At 60.7% G+C, this 18,480-nt stretch carries 18 protein-coding genes; 7 read left to right on the top strand and 11 right to left on the bottom strand.

Translation table 11 applies throughout. The features are described 5' to 3' along the window. The first annotated feature begins 163 nt into the window (after nucleotides 1–163). Both BEN47_RS21155 and BEN47_RS17930 read left to right on the top strand, forming a co-directional pair. A complete protein-coding gene (locus BEN47_RS21155; protein WP_317039533.1) occupies nucleotides 164–850 on the top strand; it encodes a sce7725 family protein in 687 nt (228 codons plus the stop codon). Between the two features lie 42 nt (nucleotides 851–892). Beyond that, on the top strand, nucleotides 893–1,189 hold the full coding sequence (locus BEN47_RS17930) for a hypothetical protein (RefSeq protein ID WP_070730378.1): 297 nt from the start codon (nucleotides 893–895) through the stop codon (nucleotides 1,187–1,189). Nucleotides 1,190–1,218: 29 nt separating this feature from the next. Here BEN47_RS17930 and BEN47_RS17925 read toward each other — a convergent pair whose 3' ends face one another. Then, on the bottom strand, nucleotides 1,219–2,703 hold the full coding sequence (locus BEN47_RS17925; RefSeq protein ID WP_070730377.1) for a T9SS type A sorting domain-containing protein: 1,485 nt from the start codon (nucleotides 2,701–2,703) through the stop codon (nucleotides 1,219–1,221). Nucleotides 2,704–2,918: 215 nt separating this feature from the next. Here BEN47_RS17925 and BEN47_RS17920 point away from each other — a divergent pair, with 215 nt between their 5' ends. Next, nucleotides 2,919–3,122 (top strand): hypothetical protein, encoded by a 204-nt coding sequence (locus BEN47_RS17920; protein ID WP_070730375.1) that lies wholly within the window; start codon nucleotides 2,919–2,921, stop codon nucleotides 3,120–3,122. Between the two features lie 229 nt (nucleotides 3,123–3,351). On the opposite strand, the gene BEN47_RS17915 is transcribed toward BEN47_RS17920, so the two are convergent. Together BEN47_RS17915 and mobV are read right to left on the bottom strand one after the other, a co-directional pair. Beyond that, nucleotides 3,352–4,905 (bottom strand): T9SS type B sorting domain-containing protein, encoded by a 1,554-nt coding sequence (locus BEN47_RS17915; protein ID WP_125921782.1) that lies wholly within the window; start codon nucleotides 4,903–4,905, stop codon nucleotides 3,352–3,354. 829 nt (nucleotides 4,906–5,734) lie between these two features. Continuing rightward, nucleotides 5,735–7,081 (bottom strand): MobV family relaxase, encoded by a 1,347-nt coding sequence (mobV, locus tag BEN47_RS17905; protein WP_070730369.1) that lies wholly within the window; start codon nucleotides 7,079–7,081, stop codon nucleotides 5,735–5,737. A gap of 240 nt (nucleotides 7,082–7,321) precedes the next feature. Here mobV and BEN47_RS17900 point away from each other — a divergent pair, with 240 nt between their 5' ends. The 3 genes from BEN47_RS17900 (at nucleotide 7,322) to BEN47_RS17895 (ending at nucleotide 8,419) form a co-directional block, all read left to right on the top strand. Then, nucleotides 7,322–7,654 (top strand): hypothetical protein, encoded by a 333-nt coding sequence (locus BEN47_RS17900; RefSeq protein WP_070730368.1) that lies wholly within the window; start codon nucleotides 7,322–7,324, stop codon nucleotides 7,652–7,654. 2 nt (nucleotides 7,655–7,656) lie between these two features. Further along, entirely contained in the window at nucleotides 7,657–7,938 is a 282-nt protein-coding gene (locus BEN47_RS21150; protein WP_125921780.1) for a hypothetical protein, read from the top strand. A 73-nt stretch (nucleotides 7,939–8,011) separates the two neighbouring features. Then, nucleotides 8,012–8,419, top strand: a complete 408-nt coding sequence (locus BEN47_RS17895; protein ID WP_070730367.1) for a hypothetical protein — start codon at nucleotides 8,012–8,014, stop codon at nucleotides 8,417–8,419. Here BEN47_RS17895 and BEN47_RS17890 read toward each other — a convergent pair. Then, nucleotides 8,416–11,661: a coiled-coil domain-containing protein gene (locus tag BEN47_RS17890; RefSeq protein WP_070730364.1), complete on the bottom strand. Its 3,246-nt coding sequence runs from the start codon at nucleotides 11,659–11,661 to the stop codon at nucleotides 8,416–8,418. The two genes, BEN47_RS17895 and BEN47_RS17890, sit on opposite strands and share 4 nt — an antisense overlap. Before the next feature lie 238 nt (nucleotides 11,662–11,899). Between BEN47_RS17890 and BEN47_RS21145 the strand changes: the two genes are divergently transcribed. After that, nucleotides 11,900–12,169, top strand: a complete 270-nt coding sequence (locus BEN47_RS21145) for a hypothetical protein (RefSeq protein WP_125921777.1) — start codon at nucleotides 11,900–11,902, stop codon at nucleotides 12,167–12,169. A 413-nt stretch (nucleotides 12,170–12,582) separates the two neighbouring features. Here the strand turns inward: BEN47_RS21145 and BEN47_RS17880 are convergent, their stop codons facing one another. The 7 genes from BEN47_RS17880 to BEN47_RS17855 all read right to left on the bottom strand — a co-directional run bounded on the left by BEN47_RS17880 (nucleotide 12,583) and on the right by BEN47_RS17855 (nucleotide 18,246). Next, nucleotides 12,583–12,933 (bottom strand): hypothetical protein, encoded by a 351-nt coding sequence (locus tag BEN47_RS17880; RefSeq protein WP_070730360.1) that lies wholly within the window; start codon nucleotides 12,931–12,933, stop codon nucleotides 12,583–12,585. Between the two features lie 180 nt (nucleotides 12,934–13,113). After that, nucleotides 13,114–13,434: a hypothetical protein gene (locus tag BEN47_RS21585; RefSeq protein WP_125921775.1), complete on the bottom strand. Its 321-nt coding sequence runs from the start codon at nucleotides 13,432–13,434 to the stop codon at nucleotides 13,114–13,116. A 321-nt stretch (nucleotides 13,435–13,755) separates the two neighbouring features. Continuing rightward, nucleotides 13,756–16,308 (bottom strand): BT4734/BF3469 family protein, encoded by a 2,553-nt coding sequence (locus tag BEN47_RS17875; RefSeq protein WP_070730358.1) that lies wholly within the window; start codon nucleotides 16,306–16,308, stop codon nucleotides 13,756–13,758. A gap of 2 nt (nucleotides 16,309–16,310) precedes the next feature. After that, on the bottom strand, nucleotides 16,311–16,889 hold the full coding sequence (locus BEN47_RS17870; RefSeq protein WP_070730355.1) for a BT4734/BF3469 family protein: 579 nt from the start codon (nucleotides 16,887–16,889) through the stop codon (nucleotides 16,311–16,313). Between the two features lie 34 nt (nucleotides 16,890–16,923). Beyond that, nucleotides 16,924–17,313, bottom strand: coding sequence for a hypothetical protein (locus BEN47_RS21135; protein ID WP_139147390.1), 390 nt, complete (start codon nucleotides 17,311–17,313; stop codon nucleotides 16,924–16,926). Between the two features lie 23 nt (nucleotides 17,314–17,336). After that, the gene (locus BEN47_RS17860) at nucleotides 17,337–17,831 is read right to left on the bottom strand and encodes a hypothetical protein (RefSeq protein WP_070730352.1); all 495 of its coding nucleotides are present in this window, start codon (nucleotides 17,829–17,831) and stop codon (nucleotides 17,337–17,339) included. Between the two features lie 103 nt (nucleotides 17,832–17,934). Next, a complete protein-coding gene (locus tag BEN47_RS17855) occupies nucleotides 17,935–18,246 on the bottom strand; it encodes a helix-turn-helix domain-containing protein (RefSeq protein ID WP_070730350.1) in 312 nt (103 codons plus the stop codon). Nucleotides 18,247–18,480: the final 234 nt, after the last annotated feature.

Genomic DNA, 18,480 nt, shown 5'->3' with positions numbered 1-18,480 from the left:
CCACGATGCTGCCTATCGTTGAGCACGTCGCTTCCGCTTCGGCGCGTTTTTTCACACGGATGGCCCAAGATGGGCGGCCATTCATCCTCATCGTGAATCCGTTTCACCCCAGGGGAAGCGGGCGTATTCAGATAAGCACAGTACAATCGTTGCTTACTGGCGCTTGGCAGTCCACAGTGGATTGCATCTGGGATACATCGTGGACCAACACGCTAGCCCTGCCCAGTTGCAAGCGTTTTTGGCTTCTAATCCTGCAAACGAAAAGGCAGTGATTTTTCGGCACATTCCCTTGCCAGTCAACATGACAGCCATCGATGCTGTGCTGAGGGCTAATCCTCCCAAATACCTGATTTTTGATGAGACAAAGTCTCGGCGCTTGCGGCCGACGTTAAGCTGGCACAGTGGACATGTGATGCTCGTTGACGGTTTCGAGAAGCAAGAACGCAATTCGGAATATCCAGCGCTAAGCAATTTTGAGTCAAATGTTGGCACTTGGCGAGCGGATGGGCTCGTAGGAATGGGGGACTACCTCATCAACGGCGACCATTTCAGTGAAGGTGGTGGCCAGCCGAAGGTCGTTACCTTACATCTCGCAGGAGCCCACGCTACGGGGCTCGTAATGCACCATTTTTCTTCCACTGTGAACGCGGGTATACAAGGAGCACCAGCTCCTAAGTTTGCACAAGCATGTAACACTCTAGTGAGTTCTCCTTCTGTAGCAGCAATGCCATTATCAAGCGGCATTGCCATGTTTCAGAAGTGGGACACAGCAAGTCATTACCCCGGTTTGGGTTCGCCCAAACAGGCATCTATGCAACATCATATGGAATTGCTGGCTCGGTTAGTTTAACCTGGTACTAAAAAAGCCCCATTTACCCAATGGGGCTTTTTCATGCCCGCTCTCTACATTACTGCTGTGACCTTCCACGACTTCAGCCTGCTTTCCGATGAAGTGCAGCTGGCCTACCTGCTGCGGGAAGGCACCTACCTTGCCCGCCGTTGGGGCGACGTGCACCAGGCCGTGCAGCTGCACCAACTGCCGGGCGGGTTCTTTGCCGAGGTGAACTACGATGTGAACCGCAGAGAAATCACGCACGTGTTCGCCTTCGAAGCCGGCAGCGAGGACGACCGGCTGGAACACTACGCCATGTTCGTCAAGCTGCCGGACTGGATGGGCAACACGGCGTAAAACCCATCACCGAAGCGTCGATGGATATTCTATTGAAGCACAACGCGCCGCGTCAGCACAGCGTTGTCCGCATGTAGACGGAGCGTGTACACACCCGCCACTAAGTCATTCGTTGCCACCAGCAGACGCGTGCCCTCGCTGCGTAGCAGGGCGTGTTGCCGGCGAACTACTTGGCCCAAAGCGTTGAGCAACTCCGCTTGCAGGTGGGAGACGCCGACTATTCGCGGCAGCTCCAACGTGAAGCCTTCGTGGGTGGGGTTGGGGTACAAACTCACGTCGACGGCCCAAGGTGCGGGTTTCGTAGCTAAGAAGGTGCCCGTGTTGCGAAGGATAGCGGCCGTGGACGTCGCGTAGTTGACAGCGGCGATGTCGGGTCGCCCGTCGCCATCCACGTCGCCCACCGCCACGTCGTGCGTGCTCTCTCCCCCGCTGTTGAAGGCCGCGGCGACGGCGGGGAACGTACCCGGAGCCGTCGCGGAATTCAAGAACACGCCGACGCTCGCGTGGGCTGGGAAGGTTTGGTAATTGCCCGTCACAATGTCGAGCCGGCGGTCCCCGTTGACGTCCCCTAAGACCACGCTAAACGCGCCGTCGTTCCCTGTGGCATACGTCGTCGCCGCGGCCGGGAAGGTCCCGGGGGCGGTCGCGGAGTTGAGCAGCACGCCCACGCTCGCGTTGTTGCCGGTCGCCACGACGATGTCCGGGCGGCCGTCGCCGTTCACGTCGCCCACCGCGACATCCTGCGGATACGACCCGCCGCTGTCGTACGTGACGACTGGGGCAAAAGTGCCGGGGCGGGCGGCCTGGTTGAGCAACACGCCCACGCGGCCGGTGCCCCCTCCCCCCACGACCAGGTCCAGGCGTCCGTCGCGGTTGACGTCGCCCAACGCAATGCCTTGCGCGCTGGTCCCGCCCGTAGCGTACACCGCGGGCGGGGTAGAGAAGGTGCCCGGGATGGCGAGGGAGTTGAACAGCACGCCCACGGTGCCGTCGGTGAGGTTGAGGGCCACGACGTCCGGCCGGCCGTCGCCGTTGACGTCGCCGACGGCGAGTGACCGGGGGTCCCCCTGGGTGAGGTAAGTAGTCAGGGGCAGAAACGTGCCCGGCGCCGCGGGGGAGTTCAGCATGACGCCCACGCCCCCGCCTTGCTGCATGGCCAGCAGGATGTCGGGCCGTCCGTCGCCGTTGACGTCCGTCACGGCCAGCCGCACGGGAAACCCCGCCACGCTGGGATAGGTCACCGCCGGCGCGAACGCCCCCGGCGCGGCGGGTCGGTTCAGCAGGACGCTGACCGAACCAGACGCCGTGATGGTCACCACCAGGTCCAACCGCGCGTCGCCATCCACGTCGGCGAGGGCAATGCCCTGCGGGTTCGTTCCCAAGGGATACACGGTGGGCGGCCCAAAGGTCTGGGCGGATGCCTTCGGAGCAAAAAATCCTAAAGCAAGCAGCAGCAGCGCGCCGGCGGCGGCAACGCCACACGACGGGTTGTTACGCGAGTAAGACCAAGACATAAAAAAGGGGAGGGGGGGAAGGCAAAGCTACCATTTGCGTAGCGCAAAAGCATTCCGCGATGGGTCCACTCAACTCCCCGCCGCGCTGCCGAATTGCGTAGTGGCTCTGCCCCGGTCCTGTCTGCTCGGCCGTCCAGTTAGCCTGGGGCATCTTTTCTTTGAGCCGACGGCCGGTGTGGGCGTTCGACGGCGCGCGGCCTCGTTAAATTTGAGCCATGGACTTTCAGGAAAAGAAATACACCTTCCGTGGTATGGACGGCTTCGCGGGCTTTCGCCACGGCCAGGCCTACGAATTGGAACTGCGCACCATGGAAGAAAGCGAGGACAGACCGGCCGAAGTGGTGATGGTCAATCCGGTGTCGCGGCTGCACGCTTACTGCAGCAAAGAGGACTTCAACCTGAACTGGAAGCGGGAATAGCACGTACGGGCGGTTCTGCTACGACGTAGGCTACTTGATACTGGCTAAACAGACGCCGTCCGTTGGTGGGGCTGGCTGCGGCTGCGCAGCGCCTTGCACTGGTTGGCCCTACGGAAAAACTCCACCATTACTGCTGGGGCTTTTTAGGTCGCTGGTATCCGTTCGTTTATGGTGCCGGCACTCCACGGCATCTCCCCAGCCGTGGGATTGCCCGTGGGGGTGCCCGATACTACCGTACAACCTCTACCCACCCCTTGTACACCAAGTCTTTGCCTGATTGGGTCAGAAGGTAATAGTACGCGCCTGGTGCAGCGCTCGGGCCCCATTCGTTCCGGTAAGCGTCAGTGGAATAAACACGTTGGCCCCACCGGTTGTACAGCTGCAACGCCCAATTGCCGTTCAGCCCCAGGATGACGAACTGCTCGTTGAGCCGGTCGCCATTGGGTGTGATGATGGTAGGGATGGTCACGCAGGGCCGATGCAAAACGGTTCGGCTCGCTGTGAGCACGTCGCAGGCGGTGACGAGCTGCACGCTGTATGTGCCTGCTTGCGTGACCCGCACCGTGGGCGTCGTGGCACCAGTCGACCATCGGTACGCCACGCCGGGTGCCAGGCCCGCGGGTGCCGCCAGCACCAGGGCGCTGCCTTCGCACACGGTGGTGTCGCGGCCCAGCGAAAACGCAGGCACCGCGGGCACGGCCCGGATCCGCAGCTGGGCCCGGGCCGTGCATCCTCCTGGGTAGGTCGCCACCACCAAATACGTGCCGGGCTGGCTGAGCGTCACGCTGGGCGTGGTCGCGCCGGTACTCCATAGCAGCCCCGTGGCGCCATTGGCCTGGGCGGTCAGCACCACACTACGCCCCGGGCACAGGAGCGAATCACCCCCGATGGTGGCCACCGCCGTGAACGGGGCCACGACCTGCGCTGCGGTGCTGGTGAAGCCGCCCGCAAACGTGGCCGTGACGGTGTAGGTACCGGGGAGGGTGATGGCAAGCGTTGGCGTCGTGGCACCCGTATTCCAGCGGTACGCCACTACGGTAGCCGTGGCTGTGGCCACGAGCTGCGCTGGATTGCCTGGACATAACACCGTGGGCCCGGCGATGCGCACCGCGGGCGGGGCCAGCTTGACCGGCCACATGTCGAGCCGCTGGGTTGCGCCTAGATTCGGCTCGGATTTGTCGGCCGAAACGCCTGATGCCGAACTGCAGGCCAGGATGTAGCCGCCGTCGGTCGTGGGGTGCAGCCGGTCCACGACGTCCGCTTCCGGACCGCCAAGGGTGCGGTCCCATTGCTTCGCGCCCTGGTCGTCGACCTTGACCAGCCACGCGTCGGCCCCGCCGCGGCCCGGCTCGGTTTTGTCCGCGGACGGGCCCGAGGCCGTCGTACCGCTCAGCACGTAGCCCCCGTCGGCCCCGGGGCACACGTCGCTCAGGTTGTCGTAGGCCGACCCGCCGAAGGTGCGGTCCCACTGCCGGACGCCTTGCGCATCCGTTTTGACCAGCCAGTAATCGCCGGTGCCACGACTCGGCTCGCTCTTGTCGTCCCCCACCCCCGAATCGGAGGTGCCCCCCACGGCGTAGCCCCCGTCGGGCGTCTGGAACAGGCCGAACAGCAGGTCCGTGCCCGGCCCGCCGATGGTGCGGTCCCACTGCTTCGCGCCTTGCGCCGTGAGCTTGACGAGCCAAAAATCAGCGTTGCCGCGGATGGACCCGGTGAGGTCGCCGCCCGCGCTGCTGCCGATGAATCCGCCCAGGATGTAGCCCCCATCCGCGGTCTGGCGCACCCGCTGCAACTGGCTGGCCCCGTTGTTAAAGGGGCCGACCGAAAAGCTGCCGAAGGTGCGGTCCCATTGCCGGACGCTTGCCCGTCCACTTTCACTACCCAATAGTCCGATACCCCGAGGCGCGGCTGCGTTTTTTCGCCGCCCGCGGGTGAGCTGGAATAGCCGCCCAGGATGTAGCCCCCGTCCGCGGTTTGGTGCAGGCTCGCGAAGTAGTCAGGTCCAGTGCCTCCGTAAGCCCGGTCCCACTGCTTCACGCCCTGGGCATCGAGCTTGATAATCCAGTAATCGTAGTTGCCGCGGCTGGACGCTGTGCGCTCGCCGCCCACGCCGGAATCGGAATAGCCGCCCAAGATGTAGCCGCCGTCAGCCGTTTGCTGGGCGTCCTGAAGGTAGTTGAGGCTGCCGCTGGCGCCACCGAAGGTGCGGTCCCACTGGCGGATGCCTTGCGCATTCACCTTCACCACCCAGTAATCGTCAACGCCGCGGCGGGGCTCGCTTTTAAACGCGCTCACCGGCGAATTGGAGTAGCCGGCCAGAAAGTAGCCCCCGTCGGTGGTTGGCACCACCGCCTTGAGGTAGTCGTTTTCCGTACCCCCCAGCGTGCGGTCCCACTGGGTGAGCGGGGGAGGCACCGGTTGGGCCTGTGCATACGCCAACGGGAGCAGTACGGTCAAGCAGGCAAGAAAAAAACGGCTAAGGAGCATCGGTAAAGCTTGGTGCATCGCGTCAACGGGTAAGAAAATTTTGGCTGACAAAATTAACGAGATGGTGCTTGTAGCGGCGTTACTGTCATTTCCGCGGCAGCTCGCTCCAGCAAGTGCTTACGGCACTACATCTCTATCCCACCATCAGACAGGGCCGGCCCACTTTGCTCCCGGCCTTTCGTTTTCCCCACTGCCTCCCGGAACTGCTCCATGCAGTCCCGCCCGTTGGGGTGCAGTTCGTCACTGCTGTAGCGCATCCCAAGTTTGGTGTGCGTCAGGGTAAACTTCTCTGGAGTGATGACCTCTAGCACGTAGTTATGGGCCAGGAACGCGGGGGCAATGTCCGTCACCTGCTGCAGAGGTAACCGCAGCTGCTTGGCCAATAAGCCTTCGATGTTGCGGTGGTCCTTCTGGCGCCGGCCCTGTGCCCAGGCCGTTGATTTTTCCGTCAACGGTTCCCCTTGCACATGCTTCATGATTAAACGCATGCACCGCAGGTCATTCTTATCAGCGCGGTCTTTTTGGTCCGCCAGCTCCACGGTTCGGGTGGCGAGTTCCTGTTGCGCCTGCTGCAACTGCGCGGTCAGCTTGCTGGTTGCGGTGGTCAGCTCCGCACGGGTCTCCACCACCAGGTTCTGGCTGCTGGCCAGGCGCTTCTCCAGCACCCGGGCCCGCTCCCGCTCGTGGGCATTGGCCGTTGCCACGGTGGCCAGCTGCTCAATCTTCTCGTTGGCTTTGTCCAGCAGCACGGTGAAGGCGAAGCGGAAGCCGGACTGTGATTCCTGGCGGTACTGCTCATCTGTCATTTTCTCATGCTTCGCCGGCAACCGATGCGGCGCGGCATCCAGAGGGCGGGCCAGCTCCGCCAGTTGCTCCTTGCTCATCAGCTGGGCCCCGTGGTAGCGGCGCACGTCCTCGTGATTGGCCGTGCTGTACTTGATGCCCCGCTCCAGCCCGTGGGGCGCCATCGCTTTCGCGTAGTCGGTTTGCAGCTGGTGCAGGCGGGCCGGGCTGAATACGTCCCGGCAACTAAGCCGGCCGTCGGGCGTTAGGGGCACGACGAGCACGTGAAGGTGCGGCGTGATTTCGTCCTGGTGCAGCATGACGCCGACCACGTTCTCCTCCCCGAACTGCTTGCGCACGAACTTCAAATTATCCGCTACCCACGCCGAGTCGCGCATGTCAGGCACCCGCCCATCGGCACCGCGGGCAAAGCCGTCGGCACTGGCTGTCAGCACCAACTCGACCAGGCGCACCGCGTCCCGCCGGCGCGGTACCAGCTCGAGCTCCGCCAAGCGTTCGTTGGCCAGCTCCAGGTACGGGCGGTGCTCGTGGTTCACGTACTCCTGGTTGAGCCCCATGCGGGCCGGGTCGGCATTCGGCGTTTCCTCCAGCCGGAAATTGTGCTGGGTGGCGTTAGTGACCATGCCCGGAGTGGTGAGCTTCTTGACAAGGAAAATGGCGTAGGGCATAACGGGGTGGGGTAGAAGCCGCAATGCGTAATGGGTTACACATAGCAGCCGGTGGAGACACTAGAAGCATTTTTTCAGTCCTATCCGATGCGTAATGGGTTACACATACCACTTGGCCGGCGAAAAACCCTAGGTCAACCGTAAGCTAGTTATCAGGTGGTTATGGTTGCAACATTCTCCTGCTTACCGTCCGCAAATAGATTGCTCGGGTTTTGGTTTACGCTTACAACTCCCTTACCAATGGATGCCACCTTCACCTTGCCCAACGAACTCCTGGCCGCGCTGATTGCTCCCCACCTGGAACGCTGGAAAACCGAATACCTGGCCACGCTGCCGGCACCCGACCCGTGGCTGACGATTCCCGAAGCGGCCGCCTACGCCAAGCTCACGGACAAGTACATGGCCCAACTCGCGTACGGCAAGCCATTCCGTGCTGGTACCCTCGACCGGCCTGAGCGTGCCGCAGTGCTGCCCAAAATTGCCTCGGGTGACACCGGCTTTGCTCGTGGCGCCCGCGTCAAGCAGTCGGCAGTAGATGCCTATCTGATGCGCCATGCTTATCGTAAGAAGTGAGTATGCCTGCTATTATTGAAGTTGTTACCGCTGCCGAACATCAAAAATTGGTTGATGAGGTCGCCTCCCTGCGCACACTTTGCACAGATTTACTGAACTCACTTAATGAGGACGTGGATACCAAAACCGCGCTTAAACTCACCGGCATCAAGTCCTGCACCACGCTCATCAATGAGCGCCAGCGCCCCGGCACCCTGCTTCAGTTCTCGAAACTTGGCCGCCGCTGCGTGTACTCGCGCGCTTCCTGCCTAGCCTACAAACGCGCCCACCGTTTTCGGTCCTAGGCTTAACAGCAATCCTTTCTATCGCTGGACCATGGTATGAAAGTATGACAGCCGACACTTGTACCTTGGTGCCATGAAGAAACTGCTGCTGCCATCGTTACTCTGTATTTCCGCTTGTACCAACTCCGAATCTGAACCCACCCATGCCGCCGTGGCCTCTTACCTAAAGCAGCATGCCAACGACCCGGCCAGTTACGAAGCGGTGCGGTGGGGGCAGCCAGTACCTTACACGCGGAAGGATTCAGCTGCAGCTGCAGCCGAACTGCTGAGCAGCGAGTACGATGTGCTCAAAGAGACGGAAGATGCTGAGCGCCGTGCTCAAGTGGGCAACATGGCTATTAAGTTAGAAGCCATCACCGACACCACGCGCATCGGCACCCGCCTTACCCATGCCTTCCGGGCCAAAAACAAATTGGGCGCCCTCGTACTCGACAGCGCCCAATTCGTGGTCTACAGGAGTGGTCAGGTCCAGCCGATTTAGCTATTAGCCAGCGACTGAGTGTACTTGATTTTGTCCATGGACGCTATTGTTTCCTGCGTCTTGGTGTAGATTTTTACCTTGCTCATTTCTTGCCCCACTGCCTGGGCTAAGCGAGCATAGTCTATAACGGGTACCCCTCCCAAAGAGTCGCGCATCAAAGGTGCGGTCATGCCACCTATCGCCATGCGTGCCGTCCCTACGCTGTAAGGGAATAACGCCCGACCCCCACCCGCCTGGTTTATCTGGCTGAGCAAGGGCAAAAATAGGGCGGTGCTGCGCTTGTTAATCACGGCCTCGCCCGCTTCGGCCTCGCCAAACCAGTGCCCGTTCCGGCCATAAAGTTGCGTTCCCCCTTCGGCGTGAGAAGCACCTCCCAATACGGTGCCTTGGGCAAACTGCGATTTAGGTGGGGCGGCAATCGTGGCTTTAATGACGCCTTTCCCCACGGCGAAGGCAGCAGTAATGGCGGCCGTCAGCAGCGCTGCTTGCGCGAAACCCGCCACCCCGCCAGTTAAAATAGATTGCGGGGACGCCACGCTGCCCGCGGTGGCCGTGAACACCGAGGACGCCACGGTGGCCAGCATCTGTTTCTCCAGCACATCCAGCAGCAAGATGAGCACATTGCCCACAAAACTCTCCAGCGTGGCACCTTGCTCCGTCAGCAGGTCAGCAAAGAGTTGGCCGGTCTGTGCCCCAAACTGCTGACCAGCGGCAATCCGTTCTTGAATTTCGCTCTTGTAGTTCGCTGTGGCCTGTGCATCGAGCGCGGCCCCTTCTCGGTTCAATTCCGCTGTGCTGCGGTTGTAGTCTTGATTCAGAACCTTCGCCGCTTCCACGCGGGTTTGCTGGTTCGCTAAGAGTGCATCTTGGTACTTCTTATCCGACAACCGGCCATTGGCGTGGTCCGCTTCAAGGCGCTGCGCTACGTCGGCAAAGTAGTTTTCCAAGTTGCGCAGGCTCTGCTGGTATTCCAGGTCGGCCAGTTTCTGTGTGGCTTCGGCACGCAGGCGGTTTTCCTGCGCTTCCCGCCCTTTCAAGTCTTTGCGTTCATCAGTGCCAGCTAGGTCTAAGGCCAGCTGCTGACGAATCGATTCCTGCTTGATGCGCACCTCTTCATTACTTCCTGCCTGTACGCCGGCCAGCTCGGTGCTCAGGTTGTCGAGGCTGGCTTGAAAGGCAGCCACGGCGCGGCGCTGGGCAAATGCACTAACGGCTTTGAGTTCGGTGGCTTGGCCGTTGGCTAAGATTTCTTTGCGAGCTGCTACCAGTGCTGCTGCTTCTTTTTTGGCCAAGCCAACCTGTGCCCCCGAATTGGTGGCGAGCTGGATAGCCGTGGCGTTCCTCGCCTGCTCCCGCAACAGCCGCAACTCTTCCGCACTGCCTTCTTTCGTCAGCTCCAGCGCGCGAGTAATTTGCTGCTGACGGTTCTCCAGCACCTTGGCGCGGCTGGCAAATTCGTCTTTTAGGTTCTGCTCGGCTAGTTTCTTGGCCCGCTCTCCCGCTGTTGCTGCGTCATCCAACTCCTTTTTCCGAGCGGCGGCGCTGGCCTTTTGCCGGGCTTCGACTTGGTCCTGGGTGGCCTGCTCAAAATCGGAGAGCGCCAGCTGCGCAGCTGCGATTTTCTGCTCCCGTTCCCGGCGCTCGTCAAAAAACTTCTGCTCGGACTTACTGAGCTTTTCATTGGCTGCTTTCTTCGCATCGATTGTAACCAACGCCTCAGCGCGGCTTGCGTTTTGCGCTGCATTATCAATGCGCAAGGCCTCCAGATTCTTGGCAAATCCCTCTCGCTCGGTAGAACGGTACTGCTCAATGGCAGCACCTGCCTTTTCAACTTCCCGCGCCCGCAACTGATAAGAAATGATTTCCTTCTCAGAATTCTCTACTGCATTGGCCGACGCCTTCGCCGCTTTTTCGGCGGCGGTGTCGAGCAAGCCAATGGCCTCGCCCGCTTCCCGCCCCACGGTGGCGACTTTACCAGCGACAAAATCAAACGCCTCACCCAGCGAACCCAGCACGCGGCGCACCGTTTCGCTCTTTTCGCTTAGCTTTTCAAAGCCGGTGATGATGAGGCCAATGGGCGTACCAAACCGCAGTACGGTTTCGGTGATGTCCTTAACCTTTTTTTGGGTGGCATCACTCGCCCCGCGCCACGCGAAGTATGCGCCAACGAGTGCGCCCACAGCCACCACCACGAGGCCGATGGGATTCAGAGTCATGGCTAGGTTCAAGGCCCGCTGGGCAATGGTGGCGCCCCCAGTGGCCGTGGTCTGAACGACGGTGGCGCCGGTCTGGGTGACGGTGGCCGCCGAAGCAGCCGCGGTGACCGTGGCCTGCTCCGTGAAGAGCAGGTTCCGAACCTTCTGCAGCCCGATGGCCACGGCATCCTGGGCGTTGGCCAATCCAATTTGCAGCGTGCGCACCGCTTCGGCGTTGGCCAGAAACTGGGTGGCCTTCGCCGTTACCTGTGCTGCATCCTCCTGGTCGTCCATGGCCAACGAGCTCAGTTGAATTGCAGCCGTGACTCCTCCAAAGGCATCGCCTAGCGTGTCAATGTCCTCTTTGCGGCTGTTTTTCTGCACCCGGTCGCCAAACTCATCAATCTTGCCCTCGGCTTGCTGAATGGCCGTGCGGGTGTCGAGGATGGCCCGGTTTAGCTCCTCGAATTGGGCCGTGCCCACGTCGGCCGTGGCGCGGGACGCGGTCAGGTCTTCGAGCTGCTGCTTAAGCCCGATGAGATTATTGGCGTAAGCTTTCACCGCCGTGCTGGCCTCGTCGAAGGCCCCCGGGTACCCACCCACCTGGCGGATGAAGAGCGATTGGTCGGCATCGGTTTTTTTCAGGGTGTTGCGTAGGCCATCGATGACTTCCGAAAGGGCTTGGGTCGACTCGGTACTGTTATCAGCAGAGCCAGCCAGCACCTGGTACTGGCGCTGTGCCAGGCTGAGTGCTGCTTGGGCAGACTGATACGAGCCTTCCACGCCATTGACGGCTGTGCGGTACAGGGTCAGGTCCTTCGTGAGGTCGCGCTGCTGCGCGCGCTGGAGCGTTAGCTTGTTGGCCAGCTCCACTGTTTGCTTGGCAAAATCAGCATCGGCTAACGTGCCCGCTTTTCGCTCAGAGGTGAGGGTCGCCTGGGCCTTCTTTGTCGCCTCGATGGCCAGTACGACTTGCTGCAGTTTCTCCTCGGTATCCCCTTCGGATAACTTAATGGAGAGAATGATGGTGTTCTGTGGGTCAGCCATGATTAGGATGAATAAGTGAAGCGATAGGGGACGATTTCAAGAGGGCAAGTCATGAAGCACGCAAGGGGACGAGACAGGTCGGGTTCGGTCCCCACGCTCCCCAGGGCCACAGCCGCCCTTTCAACCATAGCCAAGTCCATTTGGGCGCAGGTACTGTTTTCATGATGCGGGACAACCCCGGTTGTATGGGGCCATCGGTCCTGATGCCGGCAGCGCAGCGCTCGTAACTAGCTAGGAAGTGGGCAGCGTCGGCATAGACTTCCGTAACAGGGCGCGCCAGAACGGCCGCGTGAGCTGCGGCCACAGCCTGCTCATCGACGGAGGTGGCAGCCGGGGTGGAGTAAAGTGCATGCAGATAAGCGCCGAAAGCCAGCGGCGAGGCCTCGGGGTGAGCGGCCGCGTGCCGCTGCGCTTGGAGGAGCAGTCCACAAGAGCAGTTGCAGACTTCGTAGAGGCCCGGCGTCGGCAGCAACTCTCGCAGCGGCGCATCGTCGAGGACGAACATTAAACGGTCAAGGAGCTGCGCGCGGGTGGCCTCGGGAAGCGTGGCCAACTGCTCAGGGGAAAGCCCAGTGAGTACAGCGACCCAGGGAGCCGCCGGTGCCCGGAGTGCTAAGTATTGAGCCAGGGTAATTTCTGGCCAGGCCGTGGGGGCTGTGAGCCGCTGGCCTTCCGTGTCGGTGGGCGGGATGAGAGGTAAGGGTTCGGTCATGGTAAGTGGGGATGAGCTATAGTTCTTTATACATTTTGGCTTTTGACGCGCCGCGAGGGCCTGTTCGGGTATCAGGCATTCTTAGGCAGTATGCGATAGGTAGAATTCGTGCAGCTGGGATTCGATTGTGGCGTTTATCTCAACAATTCTCAACAATCCAGCACCAGTCCCTTTTCTAAAGCCCACCGCCGAAGCCAGCAGGAGAGTGGCTAATTATTGGTGCACCGATTTTGTGCAACAAGGCACCAACCCAGCGCCGGCGCGGGCTCGAGCACCAGGCGTAGCGCTGGCTGCTCACGTGGCACCGCGGCAAACAAGGCCACCGCTAAGCTTGGTGCTCGGAAGCGCAGGTTACCCCGGTCGCTCCGACCCACTAGCTGTATGTCGCCCAGCAGCCCACCGGTAGCCGGCACCAAGACCCAATGCGGGCTGGCCCGATTCGGAGGGAGGAGTAGCAGCGAAGCGGCACCTGCTGGCAGGGCGCGGGTGGCCTCGCCGTTGAGGTTGGCCAAGCCATCGCGGTAAAGGGTCAAGGTCAGGACGTCAACGATGAGGGGCATGCTTACTGGATTAAAGTGGAGAATCGGTGCCGAAAACTGCGGGCATTGCGGCGGGTGCATCTGCTGGAAACCTTAGCCTTTCTTAGCCTTTCTTAACATTTCTCGGCATCGACCGCTCTAATTGGTGGCATGGTTTGGCAACTCGGTGGCGCGGACACCTAATTGAGAAGATGTCACTGGCTAGACATGCAATGGTCTGTTAATAGGCCAGTGCCAATTTGAGCCAAGAAAAACCTTAGCAAATTTTAGCAATTGCACCACCCAGGGGCTGCGACTTGCTGCCAGTTGCTGCTGCATTTTTGGGCCGTGTGCTGCGCCACTAGGTGTCAGATGTGAGGTTTTATGAGGTTTGCGCTTGAAAATGCTGGCAGGGTTTGGTAGTAAGCCTTGAGCGACTTCCCCATTCAAGTTGGCATAGCCGTTGGAGTAAATCGTGTGGCTAGGTTCATCCCGGTTAGTAGGGATGGGTTTAGCAGCGGGAGCGGGCTGGGCTGACGTCATGAGATAAGCGTTGAAAAGAGGACTTTAGAAGTTGGCACCAGTAAGTTGGCACCGGGCAAAAGTGCGTTTTTGATGCTGTATAAGCTGTTTTTAAGCCCTGGTGCCAACTTTCAACTTGGCACCAAAACCTTTTTATAGAGAGATGTTATTTTACTTTTTCTAATATTTCACGCGACAAATAGTATTAAAGAATGATAAAGGGATAATTAGCGTATATAAAAGGTTTTGGTGCCAAGTTGAAAGTTGGCACCGACCCCCAAAAACAGCCCTAGCAGGGCCGTAGTGACGGTTCAGCCCGGTGCCAAGTTGCCGGTGCCAACTTTACAGGAAGCCTGCAGGTGGCTCCGTGGGTAGCGTGTAGTGCCATTGAAAGCGGCGGGAGTCGCCGTAGAGCCGGCCTAGGTTTTTCACCTTCTCAAACCCGAACTGCACCATCTTTTTGCTGAACACCTGCGCGCCGGTGCGCTTGTCGCCCGTCGCTTTTTGGTAGGCTTCGTAAGTATCGGCCAGCCACAGCGGGGCCTTTGGCTCCTCGCCCTCTTCCGCTGGCCGCTTGGTTTGCTCCAGCAAGTCCGAAGCAAACTCATGGAAGGTGGCGCCCACCTCCTGCATCAGCCCACGGGCGGCGATGTTCTCATCCTTGAGCAGCAGCAAGCCGTGCATCAGGTACTGCTGCACCCAGAGCATGGCCAGGTTGAAAAATCGGTTGTACTCGATGGTATCCCAGTGCTCACCAAAGAAACCCGTGCCGAACTCGTCGCGGGGCGTGTAGGTTGCCGAGTAGCATTTGGCCAGCGCAATCTCCACCTTGCGGCGGGTGCTGCTGTCGTCATCTCCTGTCACCACTTCGTTGGTGGCTATGGCGAATTTAGGCGCTTCGGCAAAGGCCAGCGTCTTCTTGGCCTGGTATTTCCGGTTGATGGGCAGCCCGCCGGTGAGCGTGGAAAACAGGGCCGTGAACGGGTTGCGCGTGGCTTTCCACTCGTCGAAGAATACCACCCGTGCCGTGTCGGTTACCTCTTCGTAGCGGAAGGGGTCGCGCAAGTCAAACATCTCCCCGTCTAGCTGGGCGACTTCCACCAGCTGCGCTACAGCCTGCATGAGAAGGCCCTTGCCCGTCCCGCCGGAGCTGATGCCCACCTCGCCGATGGCGTCCATAAAAATCACGCAGCGCGCATTGGTCACGTCCTTGTAGGCGTGGAGCAGGTAGCCCAGGGCCCGTTGCAGCTGGGCCAACCGCGTGGGGTCTTGCCCGGTGACATTACGCATGAAGGCATGGAAGTCGCACTGCATGGCTTCCAGGTCATACAGCAGACGAAAGTCGAACGAGTGAACCTGGTTCTGGTTAATAAGGCCTGGCAGCTCCGCGTATGGCCTTACCGTCACGCCCTGCGCGGTGACCTCCACCCAGCCGTTGCGAAAGAAGAAGCGGGCCGTCGTGCGGGTATCGCGCAACAACGGCGTGGTGAGCTGCGGCAAGCAGTCGAGCGTTTCCTTGTCGAAAAGGCTTTTAATCTGAATCATCAGCGCTTCGTCCAACTCGTCCCGGCTCACGCTGTCAAAGCGCGGGGGCAGCTGCTCCACGAAGTCGAGTACGTACTGCTTGAGGTGGTAGCGTTCTACGGTGCGCACAATGTTGTGCTCGGTGCGCAGGAACTCCACCGCCCCGCCTGCGCCCGCGGGCCGGAAGCTGAAGCCTTGCATCGAGAGCCACTCCCGAAACTTGGTGCGGTCAATCTGGAGCTTGTAGGTGTCCTGGCTGGTCTTGGTGCCTTCCTTGTACACCACCCGCCAGAAGGTGAGCAGCGCCGGGTTGGGTTCGTCCAGCACGGCGTCAATGGCCACCGTTAGCTTTTCAGGGGCGATGCCGGCATTGGCCGATAGGAACTGAATGATGGCTTCGCGGGGTACCTCCGCCCGCTGCTGCTCGCGCACCTGGCGCTGCAGCGGGCTTGGCAGCAGCGGCTTCTTCGCGCCGTCGCACAGGGCAATGCGGATGGTTTTTAACGCGTGCGCTTCGTTGTTCAGCGGGTGAGACAGAATCGCCTGCTCGAGCGCATAGTAGGCTTCGTCTTCGCTGAGAAAGCCACTGCCCACCACGCCGCCAAGTGTGAGCGCTGCCTTGTTGAGCACCGTCCGCTTCTCCCCATCGGCCGCGGCCAGCACTCGTTTGACAGCGGTGTTGAGCATGGCTGCGCCGTAACCCTGGTCGGTGGTCGTGTAGGGCTGGCCGGCCGGGTAGGCGCGCGGGGTGGGCTTGGCCTCTTCCAGCGTTTCTTCAAACGTCGGGGCCTGCTCATGCAAGTACAGGTCAGGGTCCGAGGTAACAAAGCGCAGCCGCGTGGGGTCGGGTAATCCGTCGACGACCACGGCAAAACGTTTCTTGTAGTACGCCGCCAGTGCCCGAAAACTACCGTAGGGGTCTTCGGTGGGCACCCGAAAGGCTACGGCCAAACCGTCACCGGACAGGCTCAGATGGCAGGCATACGTGTAGCTGTCGGCCTGAATTCGACTGCGGAGCTCCGCCACGTCCATGCCCGGGTTCTTCTTCCGGTCAATGTCGAGATAGATAATGCCGCTGTGGGCCTGCAGGTCCTTTAGGGTGCGGCCGGTACAGAACTTGTGCTGCCCGTGCTCATCGCTCACGGCCTTACCCTGCTCGTCGTTCACGTAGTAACTGGTGGCAAACACCCCCGAAGCGGCGACGCTCGGCATGCTAAGCTTCGCCTGGTCGTATCCTTTGCCAGGATAGAGCGCCCGCGCCTCCCGAACCTGCACATCCCAGCGCCCGGTTTTGACGCCGGAGAGGAATTCAGTGAATTCAATGTCGGCGGCCTTGCCTTTGTGTTTAACGGGGTAGTATGAAACCAGCATGCTCAATTCAGTGTGGGAAGGATGGTGGCCACTGCGAACACGGTCGTATTGGGCTCCGTGGGCTCGGGCAGTGATTCCGCAAATGCCCGGGCCTGCTCGTTCAGGTACAGCGCCGGGTCATAGCTCACGAAGCGCAGGCGGCTCACGTCAATGAGGTTATCTACTACCAAGCCGTGGGTCTGCTTGTAGTGGGCCCTCAGGCTACGGAAGCAACCCGCGTGGTTATCGGCTGGGATGCGGACCAGCGCACACAGCCCCACACCGCCGGCGCTGGCAAAGCAGGCGTAGGTGGCGGGGTCGGCTTCTACCTTTCGGCGGGCCGCAGCCAAGTCGACGCCTGCGTTCATCTTCGCATCAATGTCGAGGCAGAGAAAGCCCGAGTGCTCGAGCAGGCCGGTCGGGATGCGTCGTTGGAATCTGCCCGAGGCAGTGAAGCTGGGTAACTTCTTCTTTGCCTCGCGATAGGCTGCGCTGGTGGGGTCCAGCGCCCGTACGGCCAGCACCTGTTCAGCCCAGTGCCCGTCCCGGATGTCGGCCAGCAGCCCAGGCAGGTGGAGCGCTTCGGTGGGCTCAGAATTCATTGATTTAGAGAAGAAGGAGACTAGCATACTTGGCTCAGTTCGGGGTGGGAAGGATGGTGGCCACCACGTCAGGGGTAGCGGTTTCGCGTAGTTCGTAGCGCAGCACCACGGCCAGCTCGTGGAGCCGGAGAATGGTGGCATGGCGTGTGTCGGGTTTGCCAGGCGCCAGCCAGCCCCATATCAAGGCAATGCACGGCGCGGCGGGGTGGACCAGTGCGTTTTTATGCACTTCGCACGGCTCCAGGCTGCTCACGGTGCACCGGCGGCTGGCGCGCAGCACGAGCAGCTGGTGGCCGGGTTGCAGGGCACGCCACTCCGCCCGGGGCACCCGGGTTACCCATAGCTTACGGCCATTGGCCAGGGCTATTTGCTGTTCACCGGCGGGTAGCTTTAAGTGCGCGGGCTGTGTTAGCCGCCGGCGCATGGCTTGGGAGAAGCTTCCCACGTTTAAGCCGCTGTGGAGTGAAAGAGGTTGACCAGCACGTCAGCAGTTTCGGAGGTACTGTGCGTTGCGTTTGGCGCCACTGGCACGCACAGGGCCAGTATAGCCGGCACGTAATCCGGCTTTCCGTTGCTAGTGTGGCCACAGAGTTGAGTTTCGTACGCGTCGCGCTCGACTTCTTGGTGGGCTAAGACGATTTGCCGTTCCAACTCGCGCAATTCTGAATCCAGCGCGTCGCGCAGGTTCGAGTAAATGTCACCAACCTGCGAGCCGGCCGGCAGGCGCAGGGCCAACTCCTTGCCGGTGCCACTGCGCAGCACAATGTCGGGCTGGCCCTCGTCGAAGAAGAAGTAAAAAGCCTCGAGCTGGGCGCACTTGGTGGCGTAGATGCGTTGCAGGCGGGTCAGGTGACGTCCGATGCAGCCACGGTCAAAAGCGAAGATGTTGCTTTCGTTTTGGGCGTCAGCGATTTCTGCGAGAGGGAAGGAGGAAGTTTCCATGGCATCAATGGGGAATGAGTGGAAAAAGTGAAGGCAAAGGCGAGGCCTGACTGGTGTAGGCCAGCGGACGGTAAATCCAGAAAATCAGGGGGTTAAGGCTGATTTATCGCGTATTGGGTGGGGCGGCGGCGTCGCCTAGAAACTCCCGCACGGCCAATTCAGTGACGCGGTACGCTTTAAGACCGCAGCAGGTATAGCGGATGCGGCCCTCGCGCAAGAGGTCGCCCACCACCCGCACGCTGATGCCGAGCCGCGTGGCCAGCGTGGCCACGGTGTAGATGGTAGCGAGGGCTGCCTGCTCTGCTTCAGCAGCCAGGCGAGCCGTCTGTTCCTGGGCAAGTACACGCAGCACCGCTTCGCGGTCTTCGAATGCCAGCACGCCGTTGGCCGTGGTGAAGGAGACGTTGTGCAGCATCGGGCTAAGCGGCTTTGAGTGTTGCCAAGCCTTGCGCCACTTCCAAGGCACCCGAGTTTTTAGCAAGTAGGTAGGCCTCCCGTACCGCGGGGTGGCTGGGGCGGGCACGACGAATGGCGGCGCTGGTCGCACAGGTCGAAAGTCCAAGTTTCGCCGCAATAGCGCTCACATCTCCGGGAGCCAGCAGGCGAGCAAGGTTGAAATTTGGTTCCATTTATCTACATTTGTTGATGT

It is taken from the genome of Hymenobacter lapidarius (genome assembly GCF_001816145.1).
Taxonomy (GTDB): domain Bacteria; phylum Bacteroidota; class Bacteroidia; order Cytophagales; family Hymenobacteraceae; genus Hymenobacter; species Hymenobacter lapidarius.
This window is presented reverse-complemented; position numbering and strand designations above follow the sequence as displayed.

Bases quoted from the DNA above. Each gene is read 5' to 3' on its own strand.
- BEN47_RS17930 (WP_070730378.1), top strand. From the start codon at position 893: ATGCCCGCTCTCTACATTACTGCTGTGACCTTCCACGACTTCAGCCTG.
- BEN47_RS17925 (WP_070730377.1), bottom strand. From the start codon at position 2,703: ATGTCTTGGTCTTACTCGCGTAACAACCCGTCGTGTGGCGTTGCCGCC.
- BEN47_RS17920 (WP_070730375.1), top strand. From the start codon at position 2,919: ATGGACTTTCAGGAAAAGAAATACACCTTCCGTGGTATGGACGGCTTC.
- mobV (WP_070730369.1), bottom strand. From the start codon at position 7,081: ATGCCCTACGCCATTTTCCTTGTCAAGAAGCTCACCACTCCGGGCATG.
- BEN47_RS17900 (WP_070730368.1), top strand. From the start codon at position 7,322: ATGGATGCCACCTTCACCTTGCCCAACGAACTCCTGGCCGCGCTGATT.
- BEN47_RS21150 (WP_125921780.1), top strand. From the start codon at position 7,657: ATGCCTGCTATTATTGAAGTTGTTACCGCTGCCGAACATCAAAAATTG.
- BEN47_RS17895 (WP_070730367.1), top strand. From the start codon at position 8,012: ATGAAGAAACTGCTGCTGCCATCGTTACTCTGTATTTCCGCTTGTACC.
- BEN47_RS17890 (WP_070730364.1), bottom strand. From the start codon at position 11,661: ATGGCTGACCCACAGAACACCATCATTCTCTCCATTAAGTTATCCGAA.
- BEN47_RS17880 (WP_070730360.1), bottom strand. From the start codon at position 12,933: ATGCCCCTCATCGTTGACGTCCTGACCTTGACCCTTTACCGCGATGGC.
- BEN47_RS21585 (WP_125921775.1), bottom strand. From the start codon at position 13,434: ATGACGTCAGCCCAGCCCGCTCCCGCTGCTAAACCCATCCCTACTAAC.
- BEN47_RS17875 (WP_070730358.1), bottom strand. From the start codon at position 16,308: ATGCTGGTTTCATACTACCCCGTTAAACACAAAGGCAAGGCCGCCGAC.
- BEN47_RS17870 (WP_070730355.1), bottom strand. From the start codon at position 16,889: ATGAATTCTGAGCCCACCGAAGCGCTCCACCTGCCTGGGCTGCTGGCC.
- BEN47_RS21135 (WP_139147390.1), bottom strand. From the start codon at position 17,313: ATGCGCCGGCGGCTAACACAGCCCGCGCACTTAAAGCTACCCGCCGGT.
- BEN47_RS17860 (WP_070730352.1), bottom strand. From the start codon at position 17,831: ATGGAAACTTCCTCCTTCCCTCTCGCAGAAATCGCTGACGCCCAAAAC.
- BEN47_RS17855 (WP_070730350.1), bottom strand. From the start codon at position 18,246: ATGCTGCACAACGTCTCCTTCACCACGGCCAACGGCGTGCTGGCATTC.